Source organism: Pedobacter suwonensis (assembly GCF_044762335.1).
In the GTDB taxonomy this organism is placed as follows: Bacteria; Bacteroidota; Bacteroidia; order Sphingobacteriales; family Sphingobacteriaceae; genus Pedobacter.
This window is the reverse complement of the sequence record NZ_JBIWEB010000006.1, coordinates 297,131-313,211: the sequence shown is the minus strand read 5'-3', so window position 1 is coordinate 313,211 and position 16,081 is coordinate 297,131. Positions and strand designations below refer to the sequence as shown.

Genomic DNA, 16,081 nt, shown 5'->3' with positions numbered 1-16,081 from the left:
TTTTTGAAAAGTTTCTTTTTGTTCCATCTAATTAAAAGTCCTGACATGAAAAAATATACACATCCGGTATTAAGTGCAATATTCACCCTGATAGCCTGCATCAGTTTCGTGCAAGCACAAACTAAAAAACAACCCGTAGACTATGTTAACCCATATATTGGCAACATCAGCCATTTACTTGTGCCCACATACCCTACCGTTCATTTACCCAACAGTTTGTTAAGGGTTTATCCGGAGCGAGATAATTTTACCAGTAATACGATACAGGGTCTGCCAGTTGTGGTTACCAGTCACCGGGGCAGCTCGGCTTTTAATTTAAGTCCTTTTCAGGGCGACCTCAAAAAGGCGGGGCATGTTATTTCTTATGGTTACGACAATGAGGTGATTAAGCCTTATTATTATCAGGTAGATCTTGATGATCATGGGATCAATGTACAATTTGCTCCATCTCATCAATCAGGGATATATGCACTCCATTTTTCGCAAACAAGTGTTCCGCCTTACCTGATTTTAAACACCAAAAACGGCGAATTAAAAGTAAGCCAAAATGTGATAAGTGGTTTTCAGAAACTGGACAATAATACCAGGGTTTACCTCTATTTGGAAACTGATTCAAAACCCGTTGAATCGGGTACGCACAGTGGAGATAACCTAAATTCAAGCCAACAGTCAACTTCCGGCCGGGATGCTTATCTGATTTTAAAATTTCCTGCTCAAACCCGGCAGATTAAGGCACGTTATGGTATATCATTTATTAGCGTAGAACAGGCAAAGCAAAATCTGCGTCGCGAAATCAGGGATTATAACCTGGACCAGGTGGCGCAGACAGGCAGAAATATCTGGAATGCCACGCTTGGAAAAATCCAGGTAACGGGTACAGATGAAACCGCCAAAACGATCTTTTACACTTCCCTTTACCGCACCTACGAAAGGATGATCAGCTTATCTGAAGATGGAAAATATTTTAGCGCCTTCGATGGAAAAGTGCATAACGATAATGGTGTGCCATTTTTTACTGACGACTGGATTTGGGATACCTACCGCGCAACACATCCGCTTCGCGTGATTATTGAGCCGAAAATGGAAGGCAACATGATTAATTCTTATCTGCGAATGGCCCAACAGATGAACGACCACTGGATGCCAACTTTTCCGGAAGTAACCGGCGATAGCCGTAGGATGAACAGCAACCATGGCGTGGCTACAATAATTGATGCTTATAACAAGGGTTTGAGAAGTTTTAATCTTGAAGAAGCCTACCAGTATTGTAAAGCAGCAATTACTGAAAAGACCCTTGCCCCATGGTCATCAAAAAAAGCAGGTGTTTTAGATCAGTTTTTTAAAGATAAGGGCTATTTTCCCGCTTTACCTGAGGGTGAGAAAGAAACCGCAGCAGAAGTTCATGGATTTGAAAAACGCCAACCTATTGCGGTAACCCTGGGTACCGTTTATGATGAATGGTGCCTGGGCAATATAGCACAGCAGTTAGGTAAAACCGAAGAGGCAAAACATTTTTTAGATAAAAGTACCAGCTACCACACCGTTTTTAATCCTGAAACCAGGTTTTTTCACCCCAAGGATGCAGAAGGTAGATTTATTAAACCGCTGGATTACCGTTTTTCCGGCGGACTTGGTGCCAGAGAAACTTATGGTGAAAATAATGGCTGGCTCTACCGTTGGGATGTGCTGCACAATATCGGCGATCTGGTGAATATGATGGGTGGTAAACAGACTTTTGTTGATGAACTGGAAAAAATGTATAACACCCCGCTTGGAAAAAGCAGGTTTGATTTTTATTCGCAGTTACCCGACCATACCGGCAATGTTGGTCAATTTTCTATGGGTAATGAACCTGCTATGCATATTCCTTACCTGTATAATTATGCCGGACAGCCATGGAGAACACAAAAACGGGTAAGGAGTTTATTAACCCAGTGGTTTCGCAATGATTTAATGGGGATTCCTGGTGATGAAGATGGTGGTGGCCTTACATCTTTTGTTGTATTTTCGCAGATGGGCTTTTACCCGATAACCCCAGGCTTGCCTATGTACGTGATTGGCAGCCCAACTTTTGCCAATGTTAAACTGGACCTTGGAAACAACAAAAAATTTGAGCTGAATTGTATAAACTATTCCCCTGAAAATAAATACATTCAATCTGCTAAACTGAATGGTACGGTATGGAATAAATCGTGGTTTACCCATGATGATTTAATGAAAGGTGGCAAATTAGAGCTGGTAATGGGCAAACACCCAAATAAGCTTTGGGCAGCGGATGAAAGTTCACTGCCACCTTCATTTAAAATGCCTGCGAAATAAAAAGACCGGGTGGCTTCCAGGCAAATAATATCATTTTAAGTACATCTCTAAAGCTAACCCAATGTCCTTTGCCATTAGGTTAGCTCATTTAGGTTATACCGCTAAAAAACGCTGAACCAGCGCTTCCCATTCCTGATCCAGTGATAGTGCCGGCAATTTCTCTCCAGCTTTAGCATACCAGTAATTCGCATTCCAGATATCGCCTTCTTTACGATGCAGGTATGCATGGATACGTGCAGAGGCCAAATCGCCTAACTGATCAACCTGATCATGGGCCTTATGCCAATCTCCCTTTGCATCGTACCAAAGTGCCCGCAGCTGAACTGACAGGTGGGCATCCGGACTGTCTTTTTCTAATAACTTTTTAAATTCAGTTATATTCATTAGCTTCTGATTCTATTTTAATATTATACAAAATAGATGTAAAACTTTACAATAGCTGACTGTTTTTTCCAATTAATATCTAACGGACTTCCACATCTGGCTATACTTACATAAAAAACTAGACAACAAACACTTATAAACAAGTTCGACTTTGTGATACTTGGTTCGTTTCCCTTTTTTTACAAACTACCTGATAAGTTTTAAAAAACCATCCGCTGGTTAAACCTGTTGTAAAAATGGGCACGTTATGAATAGCCCCTTAAACAAAAGCAATTATGGATTCAGGAACTATTGTATACAGTAATTTAGAAGAACTTTCAAAAAGTAATTATCAATTAAGCGATGGCGAGGCCGACATTAAAGGATGGCCGGTAAGAAATGAAGCCGGTGATTCGGTTGGGAAGGTCCGTGATCTCCTATTCGATCCCGCGCAAAATGCAATTCGTTATATTATTGTAGAACTTGTTGACATGGGCGAAGATTTGGAGGAAAAAGCGATATTGATCCCTATTGGCCTTGCAAATTTAGGTGAAGATAAAAAAGAGGTTGTTTTACCCGATATCCACCTTGATCAGTTTAGGGCAATGCCAAGATATATCATAGGTGAGGTTACCCCTCAAATGGAGAATGAGATCCGCCGTGTGATAGGCAGTCCCGCGGCACTGCGACTGGAAGATGAAATTGTAGAGATAGACCGGGCAAACTTTTATCGTCACCACCATTTTGACCGTAATAGTTTTCCCGATCAAAATACCCGTAATCAGGATGCTGACCCATTAATTTAATGAACAATAGATTGGAATTACGGTAAAAGCATTTCCAACAGACTTAGTAGCAGAGTAAGCGGAGCTTTCGATCAGGAAGCTCCGCTTTTTTTTAGCTGGAGCTGGCCCGCTTAATCAAATACAAATCCGAAATCTACTCTATAGACAAAAAGTGATTACAAGCTTTTTAAGTTTAATAGTTTGGGCCTTTGTAATAAATATCTGGTTCATCTCCGTTGTCTCGTTCATGAGGTAATTCAATTCGGGCAAACAGCTAAATCCGGAATGTGTTTTTTATCTTTAAGGCATGAATCAATTTTTCCTTTCCGAAATCAACATTTATCCTATAAAATCGCTGGGAGGCCTAAGTTTACAGGAAGCCAAACTTGAAGAAAAGGGCTTACAATATGACAGAAGATGGATGCTTGTTGATGAGAAAGGGATGTTTATTACCCAAAGGAAACATGCAGAACTGGCCCTTTTACAAGTGAACATCTGTAATGGTAAATTAATCGTTTCCCATAAAACATTGCCTGGGTTAAGTACATCCTTTTCCATGGATGAAGATACCGGAGAGCAGATTTCAGTTGAAATTTGGAACGATGTGGTTACTGCGACTGAAGTAAATAAAATGGTAAGTGATTGGTTTTCTGATTTTATAAATTTTAAGGTTAGATTGGTAAAGATGCAGTTAACCGAAAAGCGACTGGTTGATCGGGATTATGCCCAAAATAATGAAGTGGTGAGTTTTGCTGATGGTTACCCTTGCCTGCTCATCGGCCAATCTTCGCTTAATGAACTGAATGGAAAACTACCAGAGCCTATTCTGATGGACCGTTTTCGGCCAAATTTTGTTTTCACCGGAGGTGAGGCCCATGTTGAGGATAGTTTTAAGGACTTTTACATTGGTGAGGTTTTATTTTCGGCTGTAAAACCATGCTCAAGGTGTGTACTCATTACAATAGACCAGCAAACGGGTTTTAAGGGCCAGGAGCCCTTAAAAACACTGGCCAGCTACCGCAAGATGGGGAACAAAATCATGTTCGGGCAGAATTTACTGCATCAGCAAACGGGGACCATCTGTGTGGGTGATGAAATTAAGGTGGTGAGCTGGAATAAGTAACGGAAGATGGATGATGTAAAATGGAAGATGGAGTTGATGCCATGACAAAAATTCCTGACTAACTTAACCGTAAAAAACTTAAGGCTTTTACTATTCCATATTTTTCGATCGACTTAATCACATAAATCTGCTAAGCTCCGGATACAAAACAAACGACCTTATCATCGAAAGCAAACTTTTCAGTAAATTTTACGTTTAGAAACTACTTTCCAAAGTATTGGAGATTAAACGATTCACATGGAATGAAAGAAGCAAGAATTTTAGCTGCCAGTGGAAAGGATTATGGAAAACTGATTGCGGTTTGGGAAAGCTCGGTAAGGGCCACACACCATTTTCTTTCTGAAAAAGACATTATCACCTACCGTTCGTTGATTTTAAATGAATATTTTGATCAGGTACAGTTATATGCTATCGAGGTTGAGGAAAAGATGATGGGTTTTATAGGCATTAATGGTGAATCGATCCAAATGCTTTTTATCCACCCTGATGCAAGAGGTAAAGGATTTGGCAAAAGACTGATTGATTTTGCCAGAAAGGCACATCATGTTTATATGGTAGATGTAAATGAGCAGAATGAACAAGCAGTAGGTTTTTATAAAAAACTTGGTTTCACAACCTTTGAACGAAGTGAAGTGGATGGAGCAGGAAAACCTTTCCCTATCCTTTCTATGGCCTTACCGGTACAAAATAAATGACTTTTTGCTAACAGTCTTTTCTAATCATGCTCGAAAACATCACAGGCAAACTATTAATGGCTATTGCAGTTGGTGCTGCATTCGGACTGTTTTATACACTTTTGCTCCACCTGCATGGTTTTACTAAACTCAGGTATAAAAATGTAGCGCTTAGCATTGGAATAGTTGTTTTTCTCCTAGGGCTATACAGCTTTGAGGCTGCTGGTATAGCGTGTTTCGCTATTGGTATTGGCGTTTTTGTACTGGCCATTGCCTTGATGGCAAGAGGTACTGCAAATTCACTTAAAGCGATCTCCGCTAAATTCTCTTCAGCTAACAAATCACCAAATACCGAAGGGCGGCATTTAAACAAACTTAGTTTGGGCAATTATGCTGGTGTAATATTTCACCTTGTAGTTATCATATTAATTTCGTTATCAATTTTTACCTATTCAAACGATACCGTTCTTGATGAGGAAAAAATGGATCGGTTAATCGGTGACGCTGTTTTTCAGTTTACAAGTACCATCATGTTAATACTGTTAGGCATATTTAATCCTTTTGTACCCCCATCTGCTAAATTATTGGCAATTGCTAACTTCATCAGCTCCTCGAAATACCCTAAACTATATCTTTTACTGTCGAATAAAAAATTCTGGGTAATTTTTAAAGCACTGATCTGCCTCGCCCTTATTTATTACTTCACTTCAAAAGGTTATTTTACCCTATTGGAATGGGATAGTGCAACGCCCTTTATGAATGTTTATATGTTGCTCATTGGCTTTTTTATTATAGTCAATCTGGTGCAAATGATCAGAAGCCCTGAATATTTTTTTCAGAAAAACCTCTTCAGGATTACATTATTACTACGTTCGGCCTTTATCAGTATATTTCTTAGTGCAGTACTCGTGTTTTCAACACTGTTCATTTCTTCCATTTTAGGTGTCGATATCAATAAATTGAAGGTGAGCTCCGAGGCTATTATTTTCCTTGGGTTTAATGTTATTATGTGCTATAATGAATTTAGACTGACTAGATAATAACAATTTTTCTCTTTTATAGAAATTAAATATTCGTCAGGTGGTAATATCCTACAGCACAGAGATCAATATTTTAATTCAAAATAAGAAAAATCAGCATCTTGATTAACCTGTCCGTTAAAAAGAATACCAATACGCGGGCTTCTATCCCATTGTGGTAAAAAGTTAACCCTCATTTTTTCCTTAGCTGGCATATTTTGCCATTCCTGGTTTTCCTGCTTAAAAAACACCATTACACTTAAATCATCAGCCGTTTTCATTTTAAGTTCCACAGGTGTTCTTGCTGGTACTTTACGCTTAGAAAGTATTGTTTTGATTTTATTTTCGACTTTCCAGGATACGATTTCATCTCCAGCTATACCAATGCCCATGGCCGACCCAGCATCACCATAATATACTAAACCTTTTAAAGCACTAGTGCTATTGGTAACTGCTGTGGTTGCTTCAAATGTTGCCGATACAGGTCTAATGGTTAATGCTATACCGGTAACGTTATTGTTTTTCATCTCTCCTGATAAATGAAGCTGACCGTTTTGTTGTTTAATTGTTGGCGATGAATTCCTGAAATCCCATTGCCATCTTTTATCAAGTTCGGGTTTGGTAAATGTTATTTTTAAATCCTGGTTAAGCTTTAGGCCTGACTGTTCTTTAAGTATTGGCCAGCCACCCCTCTGCGGCCAGCTTAATTGCGCCAGCATCCCCTGTCTGCCTGAAAAAACATTTGTTTTTTTATTATAAGCATGGTAGAGGTAATAATCCTTTCCATCTGCTGCCTTAACAAATGTGCCATGCCCTGAACATTTCCAATATTCATTTTCCATTAAGAGCGGGTTGGCAGCATAAAATTCGTATGGTCCAGCAAAAGATGTTGATCTGGCCACCCTTACATTATAATCGCATTGTATACCACAGCAGTTCCCTACCGAATAAAAAAGATAATAATAACCATCTTTTTTCAGGATGCTTTGCCCTTCCAAACCGATATGAGCATCATCTTTAATTAACGAGAAAGGCTTGCCTTCAACTTTGAGGCCGTTTTGAGCAAGCTTGTAAGCTAAAATTTCTATGGGACGCTTATCCAAACCATAAGCTTTAAAGGTAATGTAACGTGTGGAGCCATCCAGGTAAACAAAAGCATCAATAGCTTCTTTTCCATAATCGACAACGATACCCTGATCGACAAAGCCTCTGTCGGGATATTTTGAAGTGGCTACTCCAATGCACGATATATTATCCTTTTTCCTTCTGGCAGTATAATATATAAAATAGGTTTGATCATGATAATCGTATTCCGGTGCCCAAAACGAACCGGATGTCCATTCTGGCGCCCGTTCAAAAACATAACCTATCTGTTTCCAGTTTAACAGATCTTTCGAGGTATAAATTGGAAAATGAGGTGCCCACTCTGATGAAGTGCCCACGGCATAATACTGGTTGCTAACCCGGATAATAGATGGATCGGCAAAATCTCCGGCAATTACAGGTTCTATAACGGTTTGTGCCGATGAAATATTCATAATCAAGAGCAGTTTAGCGATTACTGCTAAGGTTACATACCGCGAAAACTTCATTTTTTTCCTCATCATTATTATTAATAGATCTTTGTAAAAAAAATCGTCATTCCCAACTCGATTGGGAATCGTAATGCAAGCGCTTTAAGATTCCGCATGCGCGAGAATGACGACCTCACTAGTAGATGTGTAAATGGTAGCCAAGTGCAACACAGTCTAAATGACGATTTTACAGCATTTTATTTCTGCACCGGTACGGTAATCTGATATAAGTTACCGTGCAGAGCTTTCATCTGTGCTTCTGAAAACTTAATGTCTTTCCTATCATAGGTCATTAATCCGTTGGTTTCTACCTCCACATCAGTAGTCTGGGTGTAAACTCCGGCCGAAAGCCCTAGTAGGATCAATTGCTCCAAACGTTTGGTAAAGGCTGCGTATTTGTTAAACAAATCAGTTTTATTTTTGAAACTTTGATAACCCCAGTTATTTTTCTGTTGCCACACATGCCCATCAATAGGAAGACCAAGACCACCAAACTCACCTAACACCAAGGCATAGTCTTTTCCAAAATAATCAGGACTTGGCATAGCCGGATGCGGATAGTTATGCAGATCGATAATATCGCCTACCGGATGGAAATTACCGCCGCTGGCCGTATTTACCAGTCTCGATGGATCTTTTTCCTTGGTCCATTTGGCAATTTCTACAGTTTTAAACTGGCCCCAGGCTTCGTTAAAAGGTGTCCATACTACAATTGAAGGTACATTATAAAGTGCATCGATAATGGCGTTCCATTCTTTTTTGTAAAAGCCTTCTGATTCAGGAGTTCTTTTTTGATCCGAACCGTGGTCTAAAACACCCGGACGGTTTTCCCAGCCATTACCTAAATCACCACTAGGCATATCCTGCCAAACCAACATGCCGGCTTTATCGCAATAGTAATACCAACGGGCCGGTTCTACCTTAATATGTTTTCTGATCATATTAAAACCCATTTCTTTGGTTTTATCTACATCAAACTTCAAAGCAGCATCAGTCGGCGCGGTGTAAAGGCCATCCGGCCACCATCCCTGATCAAGCGGACCATACTGAAAAACAAATTCGTTATTCAATAACATGCGCTGAATGCCGTTCTGATCTTTACCCATTGAGCTTTTACGCATCGCGAAATAACTTTTCACCTCATCTACCTTTTTGTTTTTTGCAAGCAGTTCTACTTTTAAATCGTATAAAAACGGGCTTTTAGGACTCCAAAGTTTTGGATTAGCGATTTTTAAGGTAATTGTACCGCTACCATCACCGGTTTGTTCGGCAACTTCCGTAGCCCCATCCCAAGCCGAAACTTTTACCTGATCGCCCGCGGTAGCTCCTGTTAAAATTGGTGTAACAGCCAATGATTGCTGATCGATGTCAGGAGTCACCTTAATGTGATCGATATGTGATCGGTTTACCGCTTCGATCCATACGGTCTGCCAGATTCCGGTTACGGGAGTATACCAGATCCCCTCTGGTTTTTTAACCTGTTTTCCCCTTGGCTGAGGACCATCGTCAGTTGGATCCCAAACTTCTACAGTTAAGGTCTGTTTACCACTTTTATTCAAAAATGGTGTAATATTAAAGCTGAAAGGATCAAAACCACCTTCATGTTTACCTACTTGTTTGCCATTGATGCTTACAGTGCTTCTCCAGTCAACCGCTCCAAAGTGAAGTAGAATTTCTTTTCCTTTCATATTCGCCGGAAGCGTGAATACCGTTTTATACCATAAGAGGCTATCTTTACCAACCGTTTTGCCCACACCGGAAAGTGCAGATTCTACAGCAAACGGAACTAAAATTTTCCCCTGGTTAATGGCCGGGCGCTGCGATTTTTCGGAAATGGCATAATCCCACATGCCATTTAGGTTTTTCCAGTTACCCATACGCTCCAGCTGAGGGCGTGGATATTCTGGCAATACATTTTTTGGATTAACTTCCTGTGCCCATGGTGATGAGATTTTTCCTTTTACCATCGACCATGACTTGTTTTGCTGCTGCGCAGAAAGGGATAGCGACAGCCCCAGCAGCGATAAAATAAGCGATACTTTTTTATTCATTTGTTTACAATTTGTGTGTTTAGGTTGGCTAATGTTGTTAATTTGAGCAGGGAATAAAAACAGGTGTCCTTAGGCATCATACCATTCACAGGTTCCTTTAGAAAGGTCGTCATTGCTTCGTACCTCGCAATGACGATACTTTAAAGCGATTTATCTCCATGAATACCTCCTGTCATCTATTTGGATTTTACAAAATAAGTTATACCTCAAACTGACACTTATTTATTTGTTATTCAGTTTTTTAATCAGGTTAACTTCATCCTGGCGATAAGGGGTACCATCAGGCTGAAAGATTTCATGAAACCATTCAATCGGTTCAGATCCGTCTGCAAGCGGTGTATCCCAGGCATATTTGGTATTAGTTTTACCCGCAGCAAAACCCCAGTTTATTGCACCAACATTTTCTTCTTTTAGCATCGGTAAAATGTTAGCGAAACGGCTGTTGCGCGTTCGGGCCATATATTCAGTACAAATTAATGGCCTACCGCTGGCTTTTAACAGATCAATGGTTCTTTGGTGCCATTCCGGTACCTCGTAGTTATGGTAAGTTACAATATCTGAATTGGTCAGCTGTATCTCATTAAGCTTTTCAAAACCCCAGCTCCACAATCCGATGGAAATAGGCTGATCAGGATTGACAGCTCTTGCCCAGCCGATGGTTTTAGTTAGTAAAGGGATTGAGGCCTCCAGCTTTCCACTATTACCAGGTTCATTATATAAATCCCAGAGCAAAATCCTTTTATCATGGGCAAAATGGCTTAGCACATCCTTAACATATTTTTCAAGTTCAGGAAAATTGGCCTCTTCTTTAAAAGCCGGATCGCCAGGATCCTGTAACCAACCTGAATTATGGATGCCTGTTTTTGGTGCAGGCTGTTTGCCAATAGCCGAAGTTTTATTCCAGCAATCATCAAAAAAAACAAACATCGGTTTAATACCATGTTTTTGAGTGATGGTTAAAAACTGATCAATTCTCTTTTTAAAACCCTCGGGATCCTGGCTCCAGGCTTTGCTGAACAAGAAAACACGTAAGGTATTAAAGCCGATGCCTTCGGCCCAGCCCAGTTCTTTATCAATCAGTTCGGGCGAAAAGGTATCAGCCTGCCACATTTCTAACTGGTTAATGGCATTGGAAGGAATATAGTTTGCACCTGTTAGCCACTGATGTTCTTTGTACCAGGCATTCGCCTTTTCTACAGGCCAGACTTTTGCAGCTTCGGTGCTTTTTTTTGTTTTTTGCGCAAAGCCAGTGCTGACGATCAGGCTTAATGCGGCAAATAGCGCATAGTTTTTTAAATTCATATCGGTATTATCTGATTAGTTTTTGTTTTAGTTTGATGGCGATGCTAAGCGCGCTCCTGCTTTTACTGGCGTACCAAAATTTGGTGTCCCGTCGCTATTCCAGGAGAACTTTTGGGCCCGGGGTGAACGGAAACCTCCGCAACCCTGGCCCGGTTTATCATTGGCGTGATATAGGATCCAGTCTTCTTTGCCATCAGGCGATTTAAAAAATGAATTATGACCTGGTGCATAAACGCCGTCTTTGGGCGACTGCTGAAAAACAGGTTTAGTAAATTTTGTCCAGGAAGCAGGATCAAGCAGGTTACTTTTTGCAGAAGCAGATAACATGCCTAGTGCATAAAAATCGGTCCAGCAACCACTGGCCGAGTAAATGATGAAGATTTTGCCTCCATGTACCAAAAACTGTGGCCCTTCGTTTACATCAACATGTTCTCCTCCGCCTAAATCACCGTTTTTTTCCCAGTCGAATTTTGGGGTTGAAATTTTTACACGTTGCCCGTCTACCGTCCAGGGGTTTTTAAGCCTGGCAATGAAAATCTCCTGTTTACCATTTTTATCTCCCTCCCATCCCGACCAGATCATATACAACTGGTCTTTAAAATCAATCACATCGCCGTCAATGGCCCACTTATCGGTGGGGTCGCTAATTTTTCCTTTAAATATCCATTCTCCTTTCATTGGATCGGCTGAAGCATTCTCTAACACATACATGCGGTGGTTTTCGTTTCTGCCATCATCCGCAGCAAAATAGGCATACCACTTGCCCCTTAAAAACATCACTTCAGGCGCCCAGATTTCTTTACTGTACATGGTTCCGGCCGGTGCTTTCCAAATGGTTTTACGCTCTGCGTCATTTAAACCGGCTAAGGTTTTGGTTTTCCAAAGATCCATCCTGTTACCCGTGGTATGGGTGTAATAGTAATAACCATCTTTATAATAGCTATAAGGATCAGCGCCAGATGGAAGCAAGGGATTGGTAAATGTTTGTGCATTTAATCCGCCAATCACTAAAAGGCATAATGCAAACCATAATTTTATTTTTAATTTATTCATTTTCAAAACTTAAAGCCTGTCTTTTTCAGGCTGCTGCATTGTCGTAATCTTTTAAAATTATTTTTTTTATAATATTTATATTAAATCAATTTATCCCTTCTATTAAAAAGCGAAAACTTTCGTGATCGATCTGCAGATGGTAACCACCATTTTTATCGCTTACAAAAACAGCTTTGATAATAGCTGTAGCTCTTGGCGATACTTTTTGATTGTTATGGTGCGTATGGAATACATACTGTAAGGCTCCATTTTTATCGGTAAAGAAATCGCCATGCCCGGTACCATTTATTTTCAGTAATTTTTTACTGATTACCGGATTGCCTGCATATTTTACCCATGGTCCTTTGGGTGAGTTCGAAGTGGCATAACCCACTGCATAATCAGGATTCCGGAAATCGTTTGCCGAATAAAAGAGATAATAAACGTTGTTCTTTTTAAGAACTGTTGGTCCTTCGGTTACCGGCCAATCTGTTTTAGCCGTGTTTTCCCAGGGTTCAGTTCCTGTCAAACAGGGCTGTGCTGTTTCCGGGATGATATCCGAAAAATCAGCCTTCAGTTCGGTTACAAAAATCCGGTTGCCACGATCAAGTTTAACATGATAGAGGTAATTTTTACCATCTGTATCGGTAAATACAAATGGGTCGATCTGCTTCCCTGTGCCAGAGATGGCTTTTAATGTTTCCTGTTTGAACGGGCCTAATGGGCTCTTGCTCAAAGCAACCGCAATCTGCTCATCAGCAGTATAAGCCATATAATAAGTATTTTTCCTTTTAAAAACCTGCGGGGCCCAAAAACCTTTGTTGCCAAAGGAATCTCCCTTTTTTAAAGCAAAACCATCAATTCCTGATTTTCTTTTCCAGGTTTTGAGATCTTTTGAAACATAAACCAAAAATCCCTGGTCACTGCTGGTGCCATATAAGTAATAGTTACCTTTATCTGCGAAAATGGTTGGATCAGCAAGGTATAGGGTATCATTTAATTGTTTCCCCAATGTTTCTTTGCTAATGAAACTTAGTGAAAAGCAGAAAAAAAGGGCGTAAATATGTTTCATTAGCAATGTTTAACTAGAGATAAGGTATTGATTTTTAAGATATCGCCATTACCAGAACAATGAGGAATCTTAAAGCATAATGAATGACACTATCATTAAGATTCCCGCCTGCGCGGGAATGACGATACTATTAAAAGAATTAAAAACTTATTTTGCTTACCGGTGTAAAAATCAGATCGTCAACACCGGCAATTTTAACGCCTATTCTGGCAAAGACATAATTTTGAGTGGGTGTAATGCCTGGGATCGTTACACTCATGTTCAGGTTATTAAGATCGGCAATGGCTGCACCACTAATCTGCTGGGCAGCAATGTTATTGCTACCATCTACAAACTGTGTTTTGTTAATGTAAAGCGACACATTTTCAATGTCCTTAGCATCGGCATTGGTAATGATTTTTTCGAGCTTGCAAAAAGCATTTACTTTGCCTGCCGTAGCGGTGAGGGTAGCCCCGCGGATCATGTAGTAAGGCATTACCTCAATATCCATGGTTTTATTGCCGTTAATATTTACCGTAATGGTATCCTGTTTACCAGCAGCATTCTTTTTCCATAAAAAAGGCCCCTGATTAGGTGAAAAAACAAGTTTATAATCTCCTTTGAATAATTTGGCAGAATAGGTCCCATCCTGGCTCACATTCACGTTCAGGGCAGCGTAGTTACCAAAACCCGACTGCCAGAGTTCGAAATTCACCTGACCATACTGAACACTAATCGGTTCACCTTTATATACAATCCGTCCGGTAAAATCAGCTTCAGGTGCATCATAATTATCTTTTTTACACGAAGCAAAAAGTACGGCAATAAGTGCCCCCATCATGAAATAAAATCTAATTTTCATATCTATATCTGCTTATTGGTTAGGGTTTCTTACAATTTTCGGGTTTCCGTTAAGCACATCCTGCCCGATAGAAGAGTAATAATTACCGATGCGGAACCGGTGTGCAGCCGTTACGCGGCTTGGTTTGATTACTTTAAAAATATATTTTAAATGGTTGGCATTGCCAGGATTATAATACTTGTAGGGCCACAAGCCAAATACCTGCGTACTGGTGCGTGTCGCGCTACCTATATCTGTAGCATTAATAAAATTGGCTGCCGACATGTTACTGCCATTCCAAACTTTATCAGCCAGTCTCCAGCGTTTCATGTCCCAAAGTTCATGTCCTTCAAAAGCAAGCTCTACTTTACGCTCGTGTACAATACGGTCGAAAGAGATTTGTGCCGGTGTTAAAGCTGTAGTTAAATTAGCACGGTCTCTTACCTGTTTCATGTAGTTTGCAGCTGTAGTCGGATCACCTAGTTCAAAAGCGGCTTCAGCTGCATTTAACAACACCTCCGCATAACGGTAGCGGATCCACCAAACATCACTACGGGTACCAATCTGTCCTGACCCTGTTGCCGGATCCAGATACTTGCGGACATAAAAACCAGATTGTGCGCTGAATTCCAATCCATCAACAGGGCCATCTCTTCCTACTACCTGTACAGATGCCGGATTATCTGGCAATACCTCACTTTTGCTCTGCCCGAAATTATCTCCGGTAATGATTGTTCCGTTAGCCAATTGATAACCCGCCCAGATATCAACCGTTTTGCCTTTAAACTGTGTTCCCGGAAGAATCACCGTTCCAGCCAAACGTGCATCACGGCCTGCAAAAATATCGGTAATACTGGTATAGTATACCGGGTTACCATTTCCATCAACCGAAGCCATGGATGCATAGGTATTATCCAGTTTTTCGAATGACTGTACCAGATTTAAGGATGGGTTTAAACGCCCGCCCTGCGCTTCTTCGGCTGAAGAACGTGGTTGATTATCAATGGTAAAACCATGAACCTTATTGGTTTTTAACTTAAAATCTTTTGCGAAAATTACTTCAGGATTGCTGCCTTTATCCGTAAATAGCGCGGCAAAATTTTCTGACAAATTAGGGTTCTTTTTGTACAACGAATATTTACCACCATCTATAATCTCTTTGGCCGCAGCTAAAGCTTTGGTAAAATAACCGTTGGCCAGGCTTGATGATATGCCCACCTCTCCGCCAGGTAACGTTAACTGCGAGTTGCTGTATTTGGCAATTGAACCTGCATATAATGCTGCTCTAGACTCCATGGCTAATGCAGCAGCTTTTGTAGCCCTGCTCTGCACGGTCGCATCATCAGGCAATATATTTTTAACGGCTTCCAATTCAGCAATCACAAAATCATAAATTTCGGTTTCTTTTGCCCTTGGAAACTGAAGATAGCTTGGGTCGCCACTATAATCATAATCCAGAACAGTTGTGATCAACGGCACACCTCCCATTCTTTTTACCATTTCGAAATATACTCCAGCCCTGATAAAACGAGCTTCGGCCAGGAAACGGTCGCGGTCTTCTGCTTTCAAAGCGGTAGATTCCTGCCCACGTTTAATAAACATATTTAAGTCGCGGATATAACCATAAGTGCCCATATCCCAATACCTCCAGGCATCATAACCGTACTCTAAATTCTGATGGCGAAAATAATCGCCGCTAGCCGAAGCAAAACCCTCGTCAAAATCGGTGAAAGTCCACCAGGCTTCAATGGTCTGGTAATCCGGATACCGATCGTAAAGATCGCCAACAACCGTTAGCACCAGGTTTGGGTCTTTCCATACCGCATCAATAGGTAGCGTACTGGTAGGTTGTTTATCTAAAAATGCTGAATCTTTTTTACACGACTGCGCAAAACTTAAAAAGGCAATGGCAGCAAATGCATATATAATTTTTTTCATTTGATTAGT

The 16,081-nt window shown here is 40.5% G+C and carries 13 protein-coding genes; 5 read left to right on the top strand and 8 right to left on the bottom strand.

Annotated elements, in window-relative coordinates:
• Window positions 1–45 precede the first annotated feature (45 nt).
• Window positions 46–2,319 (top strand): GH92 family glycosyl hydrolase, encoded by a 2,274-nt coding sequence (locus ACIQXP_RS12380; protein WP_387503981.1) that lies wholly within the window; start codon window positions 46–48, stop codon window positions 2,317–2,319.
• Window positions 2,320–2,412: 93 nt separating this feature from the next.
• On the opposite strand, the gene ACIQXP_RS12375 is transcribed toward ACIQXP_RS12380, so the two are convergent.
• Entirely contained in the window at window positions 2,413–2,703 is a 291-nt protein-coding gene (locus tag ACIQXP_RS12375) for a hypothetical protein (RefSeq protein ID WP_293741875.1), read from the bottom strand.
• A gap of 275 nt (window positions 2,704–2,978) precedes the next feature.
• On the opposite strand from ACIQXP_RS12375, the gene ACIQXP_RS12370 reads away from it, so the two are divergent.
• The 4 genes from ACIQXP_RS12370 (at window position 2,979) to ACIQXP_RS12355 (ending at window position 6,304) form a co-directional block, all read left to right on the top strand.
• A complete protein-coding gene (locus ACIQXP_RS12370) occupies window positions 2,979–3,488 on the top strand; it encodes a PRC-barrel domain-containing protein (RefSeq protein ID WP_387503980.1) in 510 nt (169 codons plus the stop codon).
• A gap of 286 nt (window positions 3,489–3,774) precedes the next feature.
• Window positions 3,775–4,590: an MOSC domain-containing protein gene (locus ACIQXP_RS12365; RefSeq protein ID WP_293741877.1), complete on the top strand. Its 816-nt coding sequence runs from the start codon at window positions 3,775–3,777 to the stop codon at window positions 4,588–4,590.
• 242 nt (window positions 4,591–4,832) lie between these two features.
• Window positions 4,833–5,285 carry a GNAT family N-acetyltransferase gene (locus ACIQXP_RS12360; RefSeq protein WP_293741878.1) on the top strand — a complete coding sequence of 151 codons (453 nt, stop codon included), beginning with the start codon at window positions 4,833–4,835 and terminating at the stop codon, window positions 5,283–5,285.
• A gap of 26 nt (window positions 5,286–5,311) precedes the next feature.
• Entirely contained in the window at window positions 5,312–6,304 is a 993-nt protein-coding gene (locus tag ACIQXP_RS12355) for a hypothetical protein (RefSeq protein WP_387503978.1), read from the top strand.
• 65 nt (window positions 6,305–6,369) lie between these two features.
• On the opposite strand, the gene ACIQXP_RS12350 is transcribed toward ACIQXP_RS12355, so the two are convergent.
• The 7 genes from ACIQXP_RS12350 to ACIQXP_RS12320 form a co-directional block, all read right to left on the bottom strand.
• Window positions 6,370–7,890, bottom strand: coding sequence for a glycoside hydrolase family 43 protein (locus tag ACIQXP_RS12350; protein WP_387503977.1), 1,521 nt, complete (start codon window positions 7,888–7,890; stop codon window positions 6,370–6,372).
• Between the two features lie 164 nt (window positions 7,891–8,054).
• Window positions 8,055–9,908, bottom strand: coding sequence for a glycoside hydrolase family 2 protein (locus ACIQXP_RS12345; RefSeq protein ID WP_387503976.1), 1,854 nt, complete (start codon window positions 9,906–9,908; stop codon window positions 8,055–8,057).
• Window positions 9,909–10,130: 222 nt separating this feature from the next.
• On the bottom strand, window positions 10,131–11,210 hold the full coding sequence (locus tag ACIQXP_RS12340) for a glycoside hydrolase 5 family protein (RefSeq protein ID WP_387503975.1): 1,080 nt from the start codon (window positions 11,208–11,210) through the stop codon (window positions 10,131–10,133).
• Window positions 11,211–11,237: 27 nt separating this feature from the next.
• Window positions 11,238–12,263: a glycoside hydrolase family 43 protein gene (locus tag ACIQXP_RS12335; protein WP_387503974.1), complete on the bottom strand. Its 1,026-nt coding sequence runs from the start codon at window positions 12,261–12,263 to the stop codon at window positions 11,238–11,240.
• 85 nt (window positions 12,264–12,348) lie between these two features.
• A complete protein-coding gene (locus ACIQXP_RS12330; protein ID WP_293741884.1) occupies window positions 12,349–13,314 on the bottom strand; it encodes a glycoside hydrolase family 43 protein in 966 nt (321 codons plus the stop codon).
• Between the two features lie 139 nt (window positions 13,315–13,453).
• Window positions 13,454–14,155 (bottom strand): DUF3823 domain-containing protein, encoded by a 702-nt coding sequence (locus ACIQXP_RS12325; RefSeq protein ID WP_387503973.1) that lies wholly within the window; start codon window positions 14,153–14,155, stop codon window positions 13,454–13,456.
• A gap of 12 nt (window positions 14,156–14,167) precedes the next feature.
• Window positions 14,168–16,072 (bottom strand): RagB/SusD family nutrient uptake outer membrane protein, encoded by a 1,905-nt coding sequence (locus ACIQXP_RS12320; protein ID WP_293741886.1) that lies wholly within the window; start codon window positions 16,070–16,072, stop codon window positions 14,168–14,170.
• Between the last annotated feature and the right edge of the window lie 9 nt (window positions 16,073–16,081).